The sequence below is a fragment of the Desulfobacter sp. genome (assembly GCA_028768545.1).
Classification (GTDB): domain Bacteria; phylum Desulfobacterota; class Desulfobacteria; order Desulfobacterales; family Desulfobacteraceae; genus Desulfobacter.
Genome location: CP054838.1, coordinates 1,968,783 through 1,985,660, shown reverse-complemented (window position 1 = coordinate 1,985,660; position 16,878 = coordinate 1,968,783). Strand labels below are relative to the sequence as shown.

Sequence of the window (16,878 nt, the reverse complement as noted above, 5' to 3'; positions counted from 1 at the left end):
GGTCTGTTTTTATCTTTGCCGGTTTCTGGTCCGGCCTTTTTTGGCGGGCCGTCTGGACCTGGATTCCTTATCCTTTTTTTTGGGGCTTGTGGACGTGGGCCCGGATTGGGTCTGGCGTTTTTTCGTCCCCATTTTTTTTGATTTTCCGGGCTTGCCCTTTTCCAATTTTGGTCCGGGAGATTTTTTTTTGGCATTACGCTCTTTAACCAGGGCTTTGATTTTTTTGTCCGCCTTTCTTTCGCTGGTTTCATCGTTGGGGCGCAAAAGAACAAAATCGGGCACGGCCTCTCCATGGGTAAATCCGCTGACCGCCTTTCTGGGAATTTTATAGCCCAGCAGTTTTTCAACGGCTTTTAGCTGGGGTTTTTCCTTGAGACTGACAAGGGAGATGGCCATTCCCCTGACGCCGGCCCTGCCGGTACGGCCGATGCGGTGGATATAATCTTCAGCCGCTCCGGGCATGTCATAATTGACCACCTGGGGCAGCTGGGTGATATCAAGGCCCCTGGCCGCCACATCCGTGGCCACAAGGATGCGGATTTTTCCGGATTTGAACTCTTTCAGGGTCCGGGTCCTGAATGACTGGCTTTTGTTGCCGTGGAGGGCTGCGGCTGAAATCTTTTTCGCGGCCAGTTTCTCAGTGAGCTTGTTTGCCCCGTGTTTGGTCCGGACAAAGACCAGGGCCTGGGTCCAGCCCTCCTGGATAATCAGATGGATGAGCAGGGCCCGTTTGTTGGTCTGTTCCACCAGGTGAACCTGTTGCTCAATGGCCTTTGGGGTTTTTTGACTGAACTCCACCTCAATAAATTCAGGGTTGTCCAGCATGATCTTTGCCAGGTCCCGGATCTCTTGGGTATAGGTGGCAGAAAAAAGCATGGTTCTTCGTTTTTGGGGCACCTGTTGGAGTACCTGGGAAATTTCATCCTTAAATCCTAGGTCCAGCATCCTGTCAGCCTCGTCAAAGACCAAAAATTCGATGTGAGACAGATCCAGAGACCGGTGTTCTGCCAGATCCAGCAGCCGTCCCGGTGTGGCCACAAGAATATCAATTCCCCGTTTGAGCCGGTCAATCTGGGGAGCGATGTTAACCCCGCCGTAGACCACTGTGCATCGAATGGAGACCCGCCTGCCATAGGCTTTAAAACTCTCTCCCACCTGCAGGGCCAGTTCCCGGGTCGGGGCCAGGACCAGCACCCTGGGATGCCGTTTATTGACCTGTTCCCGGCTGAGCAGGTCAACCAGGGGAAGGGCAAAGGCATCTGTTTTTCCGGTGCCGGTCTGGGCCCGGGCAAGGACATCCCGGTTGTTTAATATCACCGGAATCACCCGGGTCTGGATGGGGGTTGGGGCCTTGTACCCCTTTGATTTAACCGCTTTGAGCAGTTCCGCCCTGAGGCCGAGTTCATTAAATGACATTTAATATCCTGAATTTTATCTTAATTTGCCGAATCAATACCAAGGGGCTTATACCACACTTATGAGCAAATGTCTTGTATTTCACCATGGGGGGCAGGGCTCACGCATGTAAATATTGTAAAGTGCCTATAGTTTTGATTGGTTCAAGTATCATCCAAACATAACTTCCTCCAGATATTTGATATCCATAGCAGCATTCAACCTTTTGGTTTTTACACTCCCTTTAAATGTCTTATTGTTCCGTAATAAATTTAATGCAATGTGCCGAATCGCTGCAAAATTCTCAGGAGAGTTCCCCTTTCTGACTCTGCTTTCGTCTTCACGGAACGCAATATCCAATACCCAATGCACTGAATTTTCAATTCCCCAATGCCTCCTGACAGCATTACCAAAAATATTGGGGTCGCTATCCAGGCTCGATATATAATATCGCTTTTCATGACTGATCTGGCCGTCCATTTCCCGGGTGGATTCAATCATTCCAATACTTTTCAAACCTTTCCAACTTTTTTTATCTTCAAACCAATCAATATCAGAGGTTATCACAGCCCTGCGCGTTTCGACTCGACCGTGCCCTCCGTCAACACTGGTCTGTTCATTAAACTGGTACCCCTGATTTTTCATTTCTTCCATTTTATTGAAAAAAAGTACCGCTTCATCATGCAAGGTTTTATGATTTTCTTTCAGGGCAAGGACATAGTCACACCCTTTGTTTATTATGGTTTCAGCGATTTTCTTTTGAGTGCCCATGGCATCAATGGTTATAATGCAGCCCGAGATATCTAAAAGTTTTAAAAGATTTGGAATGGCCGTAATTTCATTTGATTTTTCTTCGGTTTTTAATTGCCCTAAAACCACTTTATTAGACGAAGCCCACGCACTGATCATATGAATGGCTTTCTTATCATTGGAGGTATCGTGTGAACGCCTTAGAGTTTTGCCGTCGATTGCAATGACTTGACCTTTGGTCATCTTTGCAACCGACTGAACCCAGTGCATAAAACTGCTCTGAAATTCATTCGGGTTCATCCTTTCAAAAATTCTGCCAAAGGTGTCATGGGAGGGTATCCCATGGGGAAGGCTTAGAAATTTTGACAACCACCTTTTTCTCTTTTTGCCAAAGTTTTCAATTTGCTCATAAGTGTCTGCGCCAGCAACTACCGCACAAATTGCGATGATGACGACATCAATTAAATTATGAAGCTTATTGTGGTGTCTGGGGTCCTGAATATTGTCAAAAAAAGTTTCAAGAGATTTTTTTTCGTTCATTGGCAACTCCTTGTGTTTATTGCCATATATATCGTATCTGTGCAGCGATGTCTAGGAAAATTTTGTTCGATGCTCATATACTATAGCAAGCCAGGAGAGCCAGACTGGGATAGGGTGAAGGGGGTGGAGTGGCGTAAATGAGCGGCCCGCCAGGACGGCATAGGTCCGATCATTTCCGCTTCTTAAGCGGTCAGGACGACCGCTTAAGATTTAACGGAATCCCCCTCACCTATTCCAGCCGGGTAAGGACGAATCTTAATAAAAGTTACATGCGATGACCCTGGGGTGCTCTCCAGCTCGTTTATTGTTTTTTCATTCATGGCTGCCACACTGACAGGATATCCATTCCCAACCCCCTTGCCCATGGCAACCATATCCGGCTCTATCGCGTAATGATTATACCCGAACCATTCCCCTGTCCGTCCGATTCCCGTGGTGACTTCATTGGCAATGATTTTGCCCTTATTTTTTTGTACGATTTTGACAATATTTTGTATCAGGGCTTTGGGCGGAAACCTGACAAAGCCCGAGGAACTGCCAGGTTCAAAAATAAATTCGGAAATCTCTTTGGGGATAGCCTGTAACAGGGCGCAGGAGGTATCACACTCGTTTTGTCTTTGGCAGGATTTGCAGTCTTCCCAGTTAAAAATAAACCATCCGTGTTCTCTGTTGGTGGCTGAACTATAGGACCCAAGATATGAGTCATGGAGTGTCATGGATATTTTTTTCCCGGTCAGGTGCCTGGCGATCTGCCTTGTTAGCTCAATGGCCTCGCTGCCGGAGCATAGGAATACAGATTTTCCATTTTTAAACCCTGTGATTGATAAGATCAAGGCGGCGGCCTCCTGAACAATTTTGCTGGAATAGCAAAACCCGGCATGCACTATGGCATCCAATTGATTTTTTATGGCCGTGTTGATCAAAGGATGATTGTGCCCGAGGGATGTGCACCAGACCCCTGATTCTAAATCCATGTATTGTTTTCCGTTTTCATCAACCTGATAAACACCTTGTGCATCAACAATATTGGGAATCATGAGGCCATGGCCCGTGCAATTATAGATATATTCATGGGAATGTTCAGAATTCTGTGTCACGGTTTCGGTTCCCGGATCTGCCTCAGCGCCAGCGGAAGTAAAAGTCAGGTCCGAGAATGGGCCTTCAATCAGCCACGTCGGAGGAGTTGACTTTTGCTGGAGTGAAGTTCCTGGAACCATCTTTTCCATCTGTAAATAAATCCCTATCAAATTCCCAGCTCTTTATCCAGCCGGCCTTCAAAAAAAATTGCCAACTGGGAAATTGTCAGTGACCAATTTTGAATCGGCATTGTCCATTTTTTACTGGCGTTCTGGATCCCCATGTAAAGCAGCTTTAACAGGCTGTCCTGGTTCGGGAATGATCCCTTTGTTTTGGTCAGTTTTCGAAACTGTCGATGCACAGCCTCAATGGTATTTGTGGTGTATATTATCCGTCGAATCTCTTCTGGATATTTAAAGAAATGACTGAGGCGTTCCCAGTTGTTCCGCCAGGATTTTATCACAATCGGGTATTTGTCATTCCATTTATTTTCCAAGATATCCAGTTCTTCTTCGGCCAGATCCTTATTGACCGCTTTATAAACACGTTTTAGATCTGCCATAAATTCCTTTTTATTTTTGGAACCAACGTATTTCAATGAATTTCGGATCTGGTGGACTACGCAGAGTTGAACTTCTGTGTCCGGGAATATGGTCTCAATGGCCTCGGGAAAACCTTTTAGACCATCAACACAGGCAATCAGGATATCTTTTACCCCTCGGTTTGAAAGGTCTGTTAACACCTGCAGCCAGAAGTTCGCACCCTCATTCTCGGATATGTACAGCCCAAGAACCTCTTTGCGGCCCTCGATATTCACCCCAAGAATTGTGTAAACGGCTTTGCTGGCGACCTTTCCGTTTTCTCGTACTTTATAATGTATGGCATCAAGCCATATGATTGGGTACACATTTTCCAACGGCCTGGCCTGCCATTCTTTGACGGTATAGATGATTTTATCGGTAATGGTGCTCAGAGTGGCATTTGAAATCTCAAGTCCATAGATTTCCTGTAAATGGGAAGCCATATCATTATAACTCATGCCCAGGCCGTAAAGGGCTATTATCTTTCTTTCAATTTCATCGCTGAGCGTTGTCTGATGTTTTTTGACGATCTGTGGAGAGAAGGTTCCGGCCCTGTCACGCGGGGTTTCCAGCTCAAATTTACCATCCAGGGATTTAATGGTCTTTTTGCTTTTTCCATTACGGCGGTTGGCAGAAACTTCCTGCCCGAGATGGGACTCCAACTCTCCTTCAAGAGCAGCTTCAGCAAGATTTTTGATTAATGATGTAAGGACGCCGCCCTTACCTGTGAAGGGTTTACCTTCCTGGATGCCTTTAAGGGCTTTTTGAAAATCAAATTCGGTGTTTTCTTCGGTCATGTCAGTTCTCCTTATTTAGCTGAGTATATCAGCTTTCATTCAACTGACACAGAATTTTGAACGCCCTTAAAACCTAACCGGACATCACTGAGGTCAACTGCTTCTTTTTGTATTTTTTTGCTTTTTTAACGGGCGCATTCCCATTTTCCCGGTTTTAAAAAGGCCTGTCTTTTAGAGCAAAAAGAATGATATCCTCTGTTACGCTGAAATGAACATAAATGGATTGTGCTAATGAAGAAAGCTGAAGATTGTAATACTGTTGATGAAGTCCTTGCATGCCTCAAAGAACTGGAAGAAGATCCAAATCGCTTGGTTCGTAACGCTAACGAATTAGAACAGATGGAGCAGGAAATCCTTGAGTATACAAATCGGATAAGCGCCTTTTTTTTAAAAAAAAGATCCAGGCCTCAGTAGATTCCTCTGAACAGGTCGACCAAGAAAAAGAATTGATGTCCAATTGGCCGGGACGGATGAAAAGCGAAGGGCTTGAGACCGTTTGGATTCAGCTTTGTACAGATAGTTCGGTTGATATTCATGTTCGATACTATCGAAGGTCCTGTGACCGCCGAAAAGGAAAAAGATATAAAGGTGCATACGCTGGTTTAATCCTTCTTGGAATCCATGATCGCTGCTCGCCTGCTTTGGCTTCTATGGTGAGTTCTTGGTCAGCCTTATTAAGTTCTTTTGAAGAAGTCCGTCAAGTGCTTTGTGACCGTGGGATGACGTTGGGTATAAAGGTCATCCGTAAACTGACCTATCGGTACGCAGAGCGGGCTCGAGCCGAACAACAAGCGGGCCGAATCCCATTAAATGATGGAGATTTACTTGAAGGGCGGCGAGTCGTTATCAGCACTGATGGTGGCCGCACTCGGCTCAGAGAGAAGAAAAGGGGACCAAAAACCCAAAAGGATAGAACCCGATTTCGTGGGGCATGGCGAGAACCCAAGCTTTTGATCATTTATGTAGTGGACGCCCATGGAAAACAAGAAAAAAGCTTTTCACCATTTATTGATGGCTGTTTCAATGGACCGGATGGTGTATTCCACTTGTTAAAGGGTTATTTGAACTCCCTTCATATTCAGAACTCAGACAAAATACTGTTTGTTGCAGATGGGGCACATTGGATTTGGAATCGAATCCCCGGACTGCTAAAAGCATTGGGTTTGGCTCCTGAGCGTGTGTATGAACTTCTCGATTTCTACCATGCAGTTGAGCATCTGGGTACAGTAGTAGGCTTAAGGAAGACCTGGTCATCCAAGGAACGCAAACGCTGGGTATCGAAGCAGCGAGGTCTTCTGCTGAAGGGAAAGGCGATTGAGGTGGTACAGGCCGTCCAGAAACTTTGTAGAGGCAGAAACAGTAAGGCTATTAAGACGGAACGGGATTATTTTGTGCGCAATGAACTGAGGCTTAATTTCTCAACTGTAAAAGCGTTGAACTTACCTATTGGCAGCGGTGCTATTGAAAGTTCTATTCGGAGAGTCGTGAATTTACGTCTTAAAGGTCCATGCATCTTTTGGTATCGGGAGAATGCAGAAAAAATGATTATGCTGCGATCATTTTATAAAGCAGGGCGTTGGAACTGCCTGAAGCAGATGGCAAACATGCACAATCCAGTGCCAGCGGTATAACCGGGAAAATGGAGGGCGTTCAAAATTCTGTGTCAGTTGAATGAAAGCTGATATACTCAGCTAAATAAGGAGAACTGACATGACCGAAGAAAACACCGAATTTGATTTTCAAAAAGCCCTTAAAGGCATCCAGGAAGGTAAACCCTTCACAGGTAAGGGCGGCGTCCTTACATCATTAATCAAAAATCTTGCTGAAGCTGCTCTTGAAGGAGAGTTGGAGTCCCATCTCGGGCAGGAAGTTTCTGCCAACCGCCGTAATGGAAAAAGCAAAAAGACCATTAAATCCCTGGATGGTAAATTTGAGCTAAAAACCCCGCGTGACAGGGCCGGAACCTTCTCTCCACAGATCGTCAAAAAACATCAGACAACGCTCAGCGATGAAATTGAAAGAAAGATAATAGCCCTTTACGGCCTGGGCATGAGTTATAATGATATGGCTTCCCATTTACAGGAAATCTATGGACTTGAGATTTCAAATGCCACTCTGAGCACCATTACCGATAAAATCATCCATACCGTCAAAGAATGGCAGGCCAGGCCGTTGGAAAATGTGTACCCAATCGTATGGCTTGATGCCATACATTATAAAGTACGAGAAAACGGAAAGGTCGGCAGCAAAGCCGTTTACACAATTCTTGGGGTGAATATCGAGGGCCGCAAAGAGGTTCTTGGGCTGTACATATCCGAGAATGAGGGTGCGAACTTCTGGCTGCAGGTGTTAACAGACCTTTCAAACCGAGGGGTAAAAGATATCCTGATTGCCTGTGTTGATGGTCTAAAAGGTTTTCCCGAGGCCATTGAGACCATATTCCCGGACACAGAAGTTCAACTCTGCGTAGTCCACCAGATCCGAAATTCATTGAAATACGTTGGTTCCAAAAATAAAAAGGAATTTATGGCAGATCTAAAACGTGTTTATAAAGCGGTCAATAAGGATCTGGCCGAAGAAGAACTGGATATCTTGGAAAATAAATGGAATGACAAATACCCGATTGTGATAAAATCCTGGCGGAACAACTGGGAACGCCTCAGTCATTTCTTTAAATATCCAGAAGAGATTCGACGGATAATATACACCACAAATACCATTGAGGCTGTGCATCGACAGTTTCGAAAACTGACCAAAACAAAGGGATCATTCCCGAACCAGGACAGCCTGTTAAAGCTGCTTTACATGGGGATCCAGAACGCCAGTAAAAAATGGACAATGCCGATTCAAAATTGGTCACTGACAATTTCCCAGTTGGCAATTTTCTTTGAAGGCCGGCTGGATAAAGAGCTGGGAATTTGATAGGGATTTATTTACAGATGGAAAAGATGGTTCCAGGAACTCCACTCCAGCAAAAGTCAACTCCTCCGACGTGGCTGATTGAAGGCCCATTCTCGGACCTGACTTTTACTTCCGCTGGCGCTGAGGCAGATCCGGGAACCGAAACCGTGACACAGAATTCTGAACATTCCCGGATAATGAGAATCCTCCTTTAGGTGTTAGATCAGTTAGGCGGTGCATCCTCACGGTGAACCTATATGGAGGAATACTTTCATTATTTAATATGGCTTTTTTTAGAAAAATTTGGTCGCTTTGATGAATTATAACTTTCTCATAAGATGGATGACTTGAATTAGTAGCTCGCCAGTAAATGGATAAAAAATACAACATCAATTTATGTTGATTTATGCCTGAAAGTGTCACTCCTGAACGATTGGTTGACACAGTACATCCCTTCCCCCTCAAAATACCAAGAGAATATTTTTCATATTCTTCATTTAGAAGTTGCTCGCAGTCTGTGCAAAGTTGATACTCGGCCCAGCTGTCTTGTGTATACTTTATTGGATCTTTCCCCGATGGGATAGCAATTGCTTGACCAGAATTTTTTTGGAAAAGTTTTTTAAATATGGAATCTCCTACCGCATGGGATACATGAAGGTCTTTAGTTTGATCACATAGCTTACAGGATCCCAATATCGGCACACTAACTCCTTTGAAAGCTAACAAGATGATCAGCAGATCTGGGTATCATTCAAAATTGATTATCTATCTGTATAACAAGACAATTTTAATGTTATCCCGATTTGCGTAACTCCTTTAAATTCAATTGAAGATTAAGCACTCTCTGTCAAAAATTGCAACAGTCAATTTTATGCCTGCTATCAGTAGTGTCCGGTTAGGTTGTTGCATATAAAAAGCATCTAAAATCATTGAAAAAACAGTCTGTTTTGTGTTGACAAATGTGCGTAAAAATTTTTGTGCGCCTTGAAAATTTAACTCAAGGAGCTCAAATGACGCACATCTCAGTCCCTAAAAAACAACTACGGTCCCTGAACTTTGACAATTTCAGGTGCCCTCTGATAAAGTCACTTTCAAAAGCACCGGAATTACAATCTCGAGGAGACCGCCCTTTAAAAATGACATTCGAAGACCAGATAAATGCTTTGGTTTATTTCCATCTTCAGGAGCACAAGTCTGCCCGACATTTAATTCAGGATCTCAAGGAGAATGTTTTTGCTAAAGAAAATATTGCGCCAGACGGTGGTATCAGCCGTAGTAGTTTCTGTGAAGCCATCAATCACAGGGGACTCGAACAACTGCAATTTATCTTTGAGGATCTTTATAAACAGGCTCTTGAGTGTCATCCGGGTGAACACGCCGAGTTAGGAGAGTTGGTTTCCATTGACGGTAGTCTCATAAATGCAGTCCTTTCAATGCACTGGGCGAACTACAGAAAAGGAAGTAAAAAAGCCAAAGTACATTGCGGATTTGACATTAATCACGGAATCCCAAACAAAATCTTTTTGACTGAAGGCAACGGCGCTGAACGCACTTTTGTTCCCAAAATACTTTCCAAGGGGCAAACAGGTGTTATGGATCGTGGATATCAATCCCATAAAGAATTTGACCTGCTTCAGGAGCAAGGCAAACATTTTGTCTGCCGTATAAAAACCAGGACAACAAGAACAATTATTGATAACCACGAGACCCCTTCCGACAGCTACATTTTTTATGATGCACTGGTTAAACTTGGTACTCCGAATCAAAACCAGACGAAAAGGCCTGTTCGGGTTGTTGGCTATAAAATTGCTGGCGTCAAATACTATGTGGCAACTGACAGGCATGATTTAACAGCGGAACAAATAGCAACAATTTATAAACTCCGGTGGACCATTGAGGATTTTTTCAAATGGTGGAAAGAACATCTGAAGGTATATCATCTCATTGCCCGCAGTGAATACGGCCTTATGGTTCAGATTCTTGGCGGCCTTATCACTTACCTGTTACTGGCAATCCATTGCCAAAAACAGTTTAATGAAAAGGTCACGATCAAAAGAGTTCGGCAGCTGCGAACCGCCATTCTAAATGACCTTTTTGGCTGCGAGGAGCAGGGCTCTCATAGTTCAAACAGGGACAATATTGTCAAAGATCAAAAAATTATTGAGCAAGCAAAAACCTAACCGGACATCACTGGCCTGCTATATTTCCTTTCTAAAAAAAAGAAGCCAAAAAATCATTGAACATTATCCGGGCGTATAAAAAAGCTGGGTCTATTTGAGACTGAGGGCGGTACCGCGGCAATCAATTTAAATTCTTTGCCAGGGCATCCCAGAAAAATTAAACGTTTAATTTTGAATTAAAGGGGAATACTCTCGGGCAAAGGTGTGCATATCATCCGGCCAATTTAATATGGCGGGTCCCAGTATCCCCCCTGCACAATTGCTCGGTTTTTTGCAACCTTGGGGGATAATATAAAAAAATATTGAAAAAATAAAGGCAGGGGTGTAAACGACAATTTCAACCTTCTGAAAAGGGCCTGGGATGAAAGAGAACAAAGGCGCCTGATCAGGCAGTATTTTTTTTAAGCCAACGGCAAGGAGTACAAAATGACACATTCAATCGGCATACGCAAAGAAGATAAAAACAAATGGGAGCGGCGTGTGCCTGTTGTTCCCGCAGACCTTGAAAAACTGGCCCAATCAGAAAACCTCAAATTTAAGGTTCAGTCCTCGCCCATCCGAATTTTTTCAGATCAGAGCTTTGAACAGGCCGGGGCCGAAATATCCGGGGAACTTGAAACCACACCTGTGGTGCTGGCGGTCAAAGAGATCCCCAAGGACCTGCTGGTAAAAAATACAACCTATATGTTTTTTTCCCATACCGTCAAAGGCCAGTCCTATAATATGGATATGCTCCGGCAGTTGATGGATAAAAAATGTTCGCTCATTGATTATGAGCGCATTGCAGATGACCAGGGCCGGCGCCTGGTTTTTTTCGGCCGCCATGCAGGGCTTGCCGGAATGGTGGATACCCTGAGAGCCTTAGGCCAGCGGATGATCCATGAAGGCATACCCCAGACCCCTTTGGGAGAAATCAAGGCTGCCTACCAGTATGAAGACCTTGGGGCCTGTAAAACCCATTTAAAGCAAATCGGAGAAAAAATTGTCCAAAACGGCATACCCGGTATGACAGGGCCGCTGGTGGTGGGGTTCGCCGGATACGGCAATGTCTCTGCCGGGGCCCAGGAAATTTTATACAACTTTCCTGTGGAAACTGTTTTGCCCGGGGACCTTGCCCAGCTCACGGCATCCAAGACCTTTGACCCTTGCAAATTGTACAAGGTTGTCTTCCGGGAACAAGATATGTTTTGTCCTTTGGACCCGTCCCGGTCTTTTGACCTGAACACCTATTTTACCCGGCCCGAATTGTATACGGGATGCTTTGAAACCTTTTTGCCCCACCTCACCGTTCTGGTCAATTGCATTTACTGGGATACCCCCTACCCTGTACTGGTCACAAAACAGTATCTTAAACAGGCCTATGGAAAAGGCAAATCCCCCAGGCTCAAAGTCATTGGGGACATCACCTGTGACATAGAAGGATCCATTGCCTGCACCACCAAGGCAACACCGCCGGACAATCCGGTCTATGTGTATGATCCTGAAACCGGAAGGGTCACAGACGGGGTCCAGGGCCCTGGCCCCGTGATTATGGCCGTGGACAATCTGCCCTGTGAATTTCCCAAGGAAGCCTCAGAAACATTCTCCCGTGCCTTGTTTCCCTTTTTACCGGCCCTGGCCCGGGCAGATTATACCACGGATTTTAACCGCCTGGATCTGCCGGCTGAGCTTAAAAGGGCCATGATTTTGTTTAAAGGCGAATTCACTGAAGATTACCGGTTTATGGAAAAATTTTTATCCTGATCCCATTCTTTTTGAGGCAGATTAAATTTCAAGAAGGCTGAAAAGCCTTCCGGCATCTGGCAACTTGTCAATGGAGAATACAGCCGCCTTCAATGCCCGGCCCGCATGGCCGGGCAAAAGGGGGTGGGTCAGGCTGTCAAATTTTTCAATAATTTTATCCGGGGCCAGAGGATTCAAGTGGCTGCCCGAGGCCTGGGCCACATGACCGGCAAAGGTGTGGCCGGCCCGGGTAAGGATACGGATATGGGGTTCTGAATCAAAGGGCAGGCCCTTATCTTCCACCACCCTCACCCGCCTGGCCATCTCCTGCACATCAAAATTTTCAATCATGGCCTCTTCAAATTCTTCAACAAAGGCGCGGCCTGTAACCATGGCCGCAGCCAGGCTGTAAGAAAGGCTCAGCTGTGCCTGGGGCCGGGTTTCAGGGTAAGGGTTCTGCCCCACCATCTGAAAGGTTTCAGGGGTGGCTCGAACCAGAATCTCCTGGATATCTTCCGGCAAAAGTCTGTGTTTATCACGGGCCCTGAGGACCACATCAAGGCTGGAATGAATATCCCGGCAGGCAGCATAGGGTTTGATGCCAGTTCTCATGATGGCAAAGGTGGTTCCCAGGTCTTGAACCAGTTTTTCAGGACAGGAAGCGGATCTGGCATAGGTGGAGAAAAAACCGCCCCATTCTGCTTCAAATATAAATTCCGGGCCGGTAAACCCCTGGGAGGCGAGAACGGCTGCGGTAACCCCGGTTTCTGCAGCCCAGCCCGCATGGAAGCGTTTGCCCATGGCCCCGTCCCGGGCAAAGGCCCAGGTGCCGCCGGTAAAACTGCCGGCAAGGCCCATGGCCCAGACCGTCTGGTCCTCATCCAGGTTCATGGCCCGGGCCGCGGCAGCCGCAGCGGCAAAGCTGCCAATGGTTCCTGTGGAATGAAACCCGTCTTCATGGTTGTGGGGCCTATATCCCCCGCAGGCATCCAAAACGCGGCGACCCACCTCATACCCGATAATCATGGATTCAAGAAACGCCTTGCCTGTCAGGCCCAGCAAAAATTGGGCCAGGGCCCCAAGGGCCGGGATCACCACGGCGCCGGTGTGATCCACCCCCCCGAAATCATCCAATTCCCTGGCATGGGCACAAATTCCATTGGCCAGGGCAGCGCCCCCGGCTGTGGTATGGTGGGGGGTTCCCCAGAGGGTGCAGGGTCCTTGACCAGCCAGCATGCGCACGGCATTTTGAGCGGCTTTGGCCTCGGGAGTGGCAACCCCAGCCAGGGCTGCGCCTAAAAGGTCCAGGATCAGGTATTGGGCATAATCAATCACCTCACAGGGCGTCTGGTCAAGGGAAAATGAGACCGCATACCGGGCAAGATCCCTGGAAAGTCCGAACACTGAAGGGTTAGATCTCATGGCTGATAATCTGGCTTAAAAAACTAATGGTCCGTTTGGATTTGAGATGGTTGAAAAAGGTTTCAGGGTTCCCCTTTTCCACAATTTCACCCCCGTCCATAAAAATAACCGTGTTGGCAACGGTCCTGGCAAACCCCATCTCATGGGTTACACAGAGCATGGTCATACCGGATTCAGCCAGATCAATCATCACATCAAGCACCTCTTTGATCATTTCAGGATCCAAAGCAGAGGTGGGCTCGTCAAAGAGCATGACCTTGGAATTCATGCACAGGCACCTTGCAATGGCAATCCGCTGCTGCTGACCGCCGGAACACTGGTTCGGATATTTTTGGGCCAGCTCAGGGATTTTCACCCGTTCAAGATAATTAAAGGCCAGCTCCCGGGCCTCTTTCAAAGGCATTTTCCGTATCCAGACAGGAGAGAGGGTCAGGTTTTCCAATACGGTCATATGGGGAAAAAGGTTAAAATTCTGGAAGAGCATGCCGACTTCCCGCCGCACCTGGTCAATGTGCTTGACATCATTGGTCAGCTCGATGCCGTCCACGATGATCTGTCCCTTCTGGTGTTCTTCCAGCCGGTTGATGCACCGGATAAAGGTGGCTTTCCCTGAGCCGGAGGGCCCGCAGATGACCACCTTTTCCCCTTTTTTTACCACAAGGTCGATATCTTTTAAAACATCGAAGTCCCCAAACCATTTGTTAAGGTTGGAAACACTGATAATGAGTTTTTCTTTCATGGATTTTTTCTCGCCAATATATATGAATGAATATCTGATTACAGGCTGTTTTCCAACACCCTAATGGTAACTGCTGTGGTATTTTTTTTCCAGATGGTTGCTGTACCGGGAAATGGAAAAACACAGGATCCAGAACACCAGTCCGGCAAACACGTAGGCCTCTTTGGTAAATCCCAGCCACTGGGCATCGGCCATGGCAGCCTTGGCCACCCCCAAAAGATCCAGCAGCCCGATCACGGCCACAAGGGTGGTATCCTTGAACAGGGAAAGGATATTGTTGGCCAGCCCCGGAATCACCAAACGCAGGGTCTGGGGAATAATGATCAGGCTCATCATTTTCCAGTATCCCCACCCCAGGGCCTGGGCCGCCTCGTACTGCCCCTTGGGAATGGCCTGGAGCCCCCCGCGGATCACCTCGGCAATATAAACGGCATAGAAAAACGAAACCCCGATCAAAGCCCTGAGCAGCTTATCAAAATGAGCGCCCGGCGGCAGAAAAAGCGGAAACATGACCGAGGCCATGAACAGCACACTGACCAGGGGGACTCCCCGGACAATCTCGATGAAAAACACACAGATAAATTTAATGGCCGGCATCTTGGACTGCCTTCCTAAGGCCAGGAGAATACCGATGGGCAGGCAGGCCACAAGGCCTGTCACGGCAATGACAAGGGTGAGGTAAAGACCGCCCCAAAAATGGGTTTCCACGTGGGCTAGGCCCAACACCTCTCCTGTGAACATGAAAAAGGCAAAGACCGGATAGACCACAAGCATCAGCGTATATTGCCAGGTCCGGACAGGAAGCGGTTTAAAGAGCAGCATCGGCAAAGCCACAAGCCCTGCGGCCCATGCTGCGGCCATGGCAGCCTGGCCCGCGTTGATCATCATCATGATCCCATAGGCGCCCGCACCCCATAACCCTGCACAGGCCAGGGCCAGCCCCCGGGAAACAGGTGCTTTGATCCCGGATCTGAACACCAAAAATCTTAAAGAAAACCGTTCTAACACCAGGGGCGCCAACAAAAACACCAGGACAAATAAGGCAAAACCAGGTCCCCACCAGGCCAAAACCCCGGCCCCGGCCGCCAGAAACAAAATCACCTGGCTGATCCGGGATTTAAAGGTTGCCGGCATGAGCAGGGGCAGCACAGCCGCGGCAAAGAGAACAGAACTCAGATTGATCCGCCATTGCTCGGTTTGGGGATAGAATCCGTAAATAAAAAGATTCATTCTCACCTTGATAAATACCCAGCAGGCACCCAGTCTTTGCGCATTGGCATCACAGGCGGTCCTTGAATCTCCCAGCCAGGTTGCATCCACAATGGCCCAGTTAAAAATGGGGGGAATGGCCCAGACAAAAAAGCATAGGCCCGCCAGGGTTAAAAGGGTGTTGCCCGGCGAGGAAAACAGATTCTGGTGCATCCATTTTGAAATATTTGTAAACAGGGTTTTTTTCTGCATTTGGGGATTTAAACCCATGGTGAACTCCTAAAGACCCCGGAGGGCAAATTTCTTATTGTACCAGTTCATGAAAAGGGAAATCACCAGGCTGATGATCAGGTAGACCGCCATGGTAATGCAGACGATTTCCACGGCCTGGCCCGACTGGTTCAGGGCGGTTCCGGCAAAGACATGGACCAGATCCGGGTACCCGATGACCACGGCCAGAGAGGAGTTTTTGACCAGGGTCAGATACTGGCTGATCAACGGCGGGGTTGTGGCCCGCATGGCCTGGGGAATGATGATCAGCCAATAGGTGGTCCACCCCCGGTGGCCCAGGGCATGGGCCGCCTCTTTTTGTCCCGAGTCCACCGCCATGATCCCGGACCGGACATATTCACCGATAAAGGTGGCCGAATAAAGGGTCAGGGCCAGCCACAGGGCAATGAGTTCCGGAAGCACCGTAATGCCCCCCACAAAGTTAAACCCCCTGAGCACCGGCATTTCAAACTGAATGGATCGGCCGGTGGCCATTTGAACCCCAAGGGGAAGCAGGATGATCAGGCCCAGACTGATGAGCACGGCAGGAAACCGCTGCCCGGTCTGGCGTTGCCTATACCGGTTCCAGGCAATCAATACCCAGGAAAAAAGGACCGCAACAATCAGGGCAATGCCCAAGGGCATCAGGTTCTGGCCCTGGGCAAGTTTTGGAATCTGCATCCCCCAGTTGCACAAAAAAAACATATCTCCCCATTCATAGGCCTGGCGGGGACCGGGCAGAGGAGAAAGCACGGCCAAGTACCAGAACAGAATCTGAAGAAGCAAAGGAATATTACGGATCATCTCCGTATACCCTTCGGCCATCCTGGCCATCAGCCAGTTGGGAGACAGGCGGATAATCCCTAAGGAAAATCCCAGGATCGTAGAGCTGACAATGGCCAGGCCGGAAACCAGAAGGGTATTCAGGATACCGACCAGCAAGGCACGGCTGTAAATGCTGTTCCCGGAATATTCAACCAGGGTCTGGCTGATGTCAAACCCGGACCGTGATCCTAAGAATTCAAATCCGGTGGTGACCCCGGCCCGCTGGAGATTATAGGCGGTATTGTATACGCCGTATCCGATCCCGCATGCCAGGATGATCAGAACAAAGGCCTGGATACACCACGAGCGGAAGCGTCGGTCATTGAAAAGAATTTTCAATCGAGCCAAAGGTTTGGAAGATCTCATGTCGTCTATTTCCTGGTTAAAACAACTGGAAAAGATATTCACAGGCCCTTTAACCAAGGGCCTGTGAATATCTCAATAACGCATATTTTACACCAGGCGAAAAA

Annotated in this window: 13 protein-coding genes; 5 read left to right on the top strand and 8 right to left on the bottom strand. The window is 47.4% G+C overall.

Annotated elements, in window-relative coordinates:
- Positions 1 to 9: 9 nt before the first annotated feature.
- The 4 genes from HUN05_09525 to HUN05_09510 form a co-directional block, all read right to left on the bottom strand.
- On the bottom strand, positions 10 to 1,416 hold the full coding sequence (locus HUN05_09525) for a DEAD/DEAH box helicase (GenBank protein WDP85340.1): 1,407 nt from the start codon (positions 1,414 to 1,416) through the stop codon (positions 10 to 12).
- A gap of 150 nt (positions 1,417 to 1,566) precedes the next feature.
- Entirely contained in the window at positions 1,567 to 2,685 is a 1,119-nt protein-coding gene (locus HUN05_09520; GenBank protein WDP85339.1) for an ISAs1 family transposase, read from the bottom strand.
- A gap of 203 nt (positions 2,686 to 2,888) precedes the next feature.
- On the bottom strand, positions 2,889 to 3,722 hold the full coding sequence (locus HUN05_09515) for an aminotransferase class III-fold pyridoxal phosphate-dependent enzyme (GenBank protein ID WDP88005.1): 834 nt from the start codon (positions 3,720 to 3,722) through the stop codon (positions 2,889 to 2,891).
- A 206-nt stretch (positions 3,723 to 3,928) separates the two neighbouring features.
- Entirely contained in the window at positions 3,929 to 5,140 is a 1,212-nt protein-coding gene (locus HUN05_09510; protein ID WDP85338.1) for an IS256 family transposase, read from the bottom strand.
- 231 nt (positions 5,141 to 5,371) lie between these two features.
- Between HUN05_09510 and HUN05_09505 the strand changes: the two genes are divergently transcribed.
- From HUN05_09505 to HUN05_09485, 5 genes are all read left to right on the top strand, one after another.
- On the top strand, positions 5,372 to 5,554 hold the full coding sequence (locus HUN05_09505; protein ID WDP85337.1) for a hypothetical protein: 183 nt from the start codon (positions 5,372 to 5,374) through the stop codon (positions 5,552 to 5,554).
- A 56-nt stretch (positions 5,555 to 5,610) separates the two neighbouring features.
- Positions 5,611 to 6,771, top strand: a complete 1,161-nt coding sequence (locus HUN05_09500; GenBank protein ID WDP85336.1) for a hypothetical protein — start codon at positions 5,611 to 5,613, stop codon at positions 6,769 to 6,771.
- 79 nt (positions 6,772 to 6,850) lie between these two features.
- Positions 6,851 to 8,062, top strand: a complete 1,212-nt coding sequence (locus HUN05_09495) for an IS256 family transposase (protein ID WDP85335.1) — start codon at positions 6,851 to 6,853, stop codon at positions 8,060 to 8,062.
- Positions 8,063 to 9,051: 989 nt separating this feature from the next.
- Positions 9,052 to 10,221 carry an IS4 family transposase gene (locus tag HUN05_09490; protein ID WDP88004.1) on the top strand — a complete coding sequence of 390 codons (1,170 nt, stop codon included), beginning with the start codon at positions 9,052 to 9,054 and terminating at the stop codon, positions 10,219 to 10,221.
- Between the two features lie 426 nt (positions 10,222 to 10,647).
- Positions 10,648 to 11,964, top strand: a complete 1,317-nt coding sequence (locus HUN05_09485; GenBank protein ID WDP85334.1) for a hypothetical protein — start codon at positions 10,648 to 10,650, stop codon at positions 11,962 to 11,964.
- 21 nt (positions 11,965 to 11,985) lie between these two features.
- Here HUN05_09485 and HUN05_09480 read toward each other — a convergent pair whose 3' ends face one another.
- The 4 genes from HUN05_09480 to HUN05_09465 form a co-directional block, all read right to left on the bottom strand.
- Complete coding sequence (locus HUN05_09480; GenBank protein WDP85333.1) at positions 11,986 to 13,365, bottom strand: MmgE/PrpD family protein; 1,380 nt, start codon at positions 13,363 to 13,365, stop codon at positions 11,986 to 11,988.
- Positions 13,355 to 14,104: an amino acid ABC transporter ATP-binding protein gene (locus tag HUN05_09475; protein WDP85332.1), complete on the bottom strand. Its 750-nt coding sequence runs from the start codon at positions 14,102 to 14,104 to the stop codon at positions 13,355 to 13,357. The genes HUN05_09480 and HUN05_09475 overlap by 11 nt, the downstream gene beginning before the upstream one ends.
- 60 nt (positions 14,105 to 14,164) lie before the next feature.
- Entirely contained in the window at positions 14,165 to 15,238 is a 1,074-nt protein-coding gene (locus HUN05_09470) for an amino acid ABC transporter permease (GenBank protein WDP88003.1), read from the bottom strand.
- Between the two features lie 354 nt (positions 15,239 to 15,592).
- Positions 15,593 to 16,774, bottom strand: coding sequence for an ABC transporter permease subunit (locus tag HUN05_09465; protein ID WDP85331.1), 1,182 nt, complete (start codon positions 16,772 to 16,774; stop codon positions 15,593 to 15,595).
- Positions 16,775 to 16,878 lie beyond the last annotated feature (104 nt).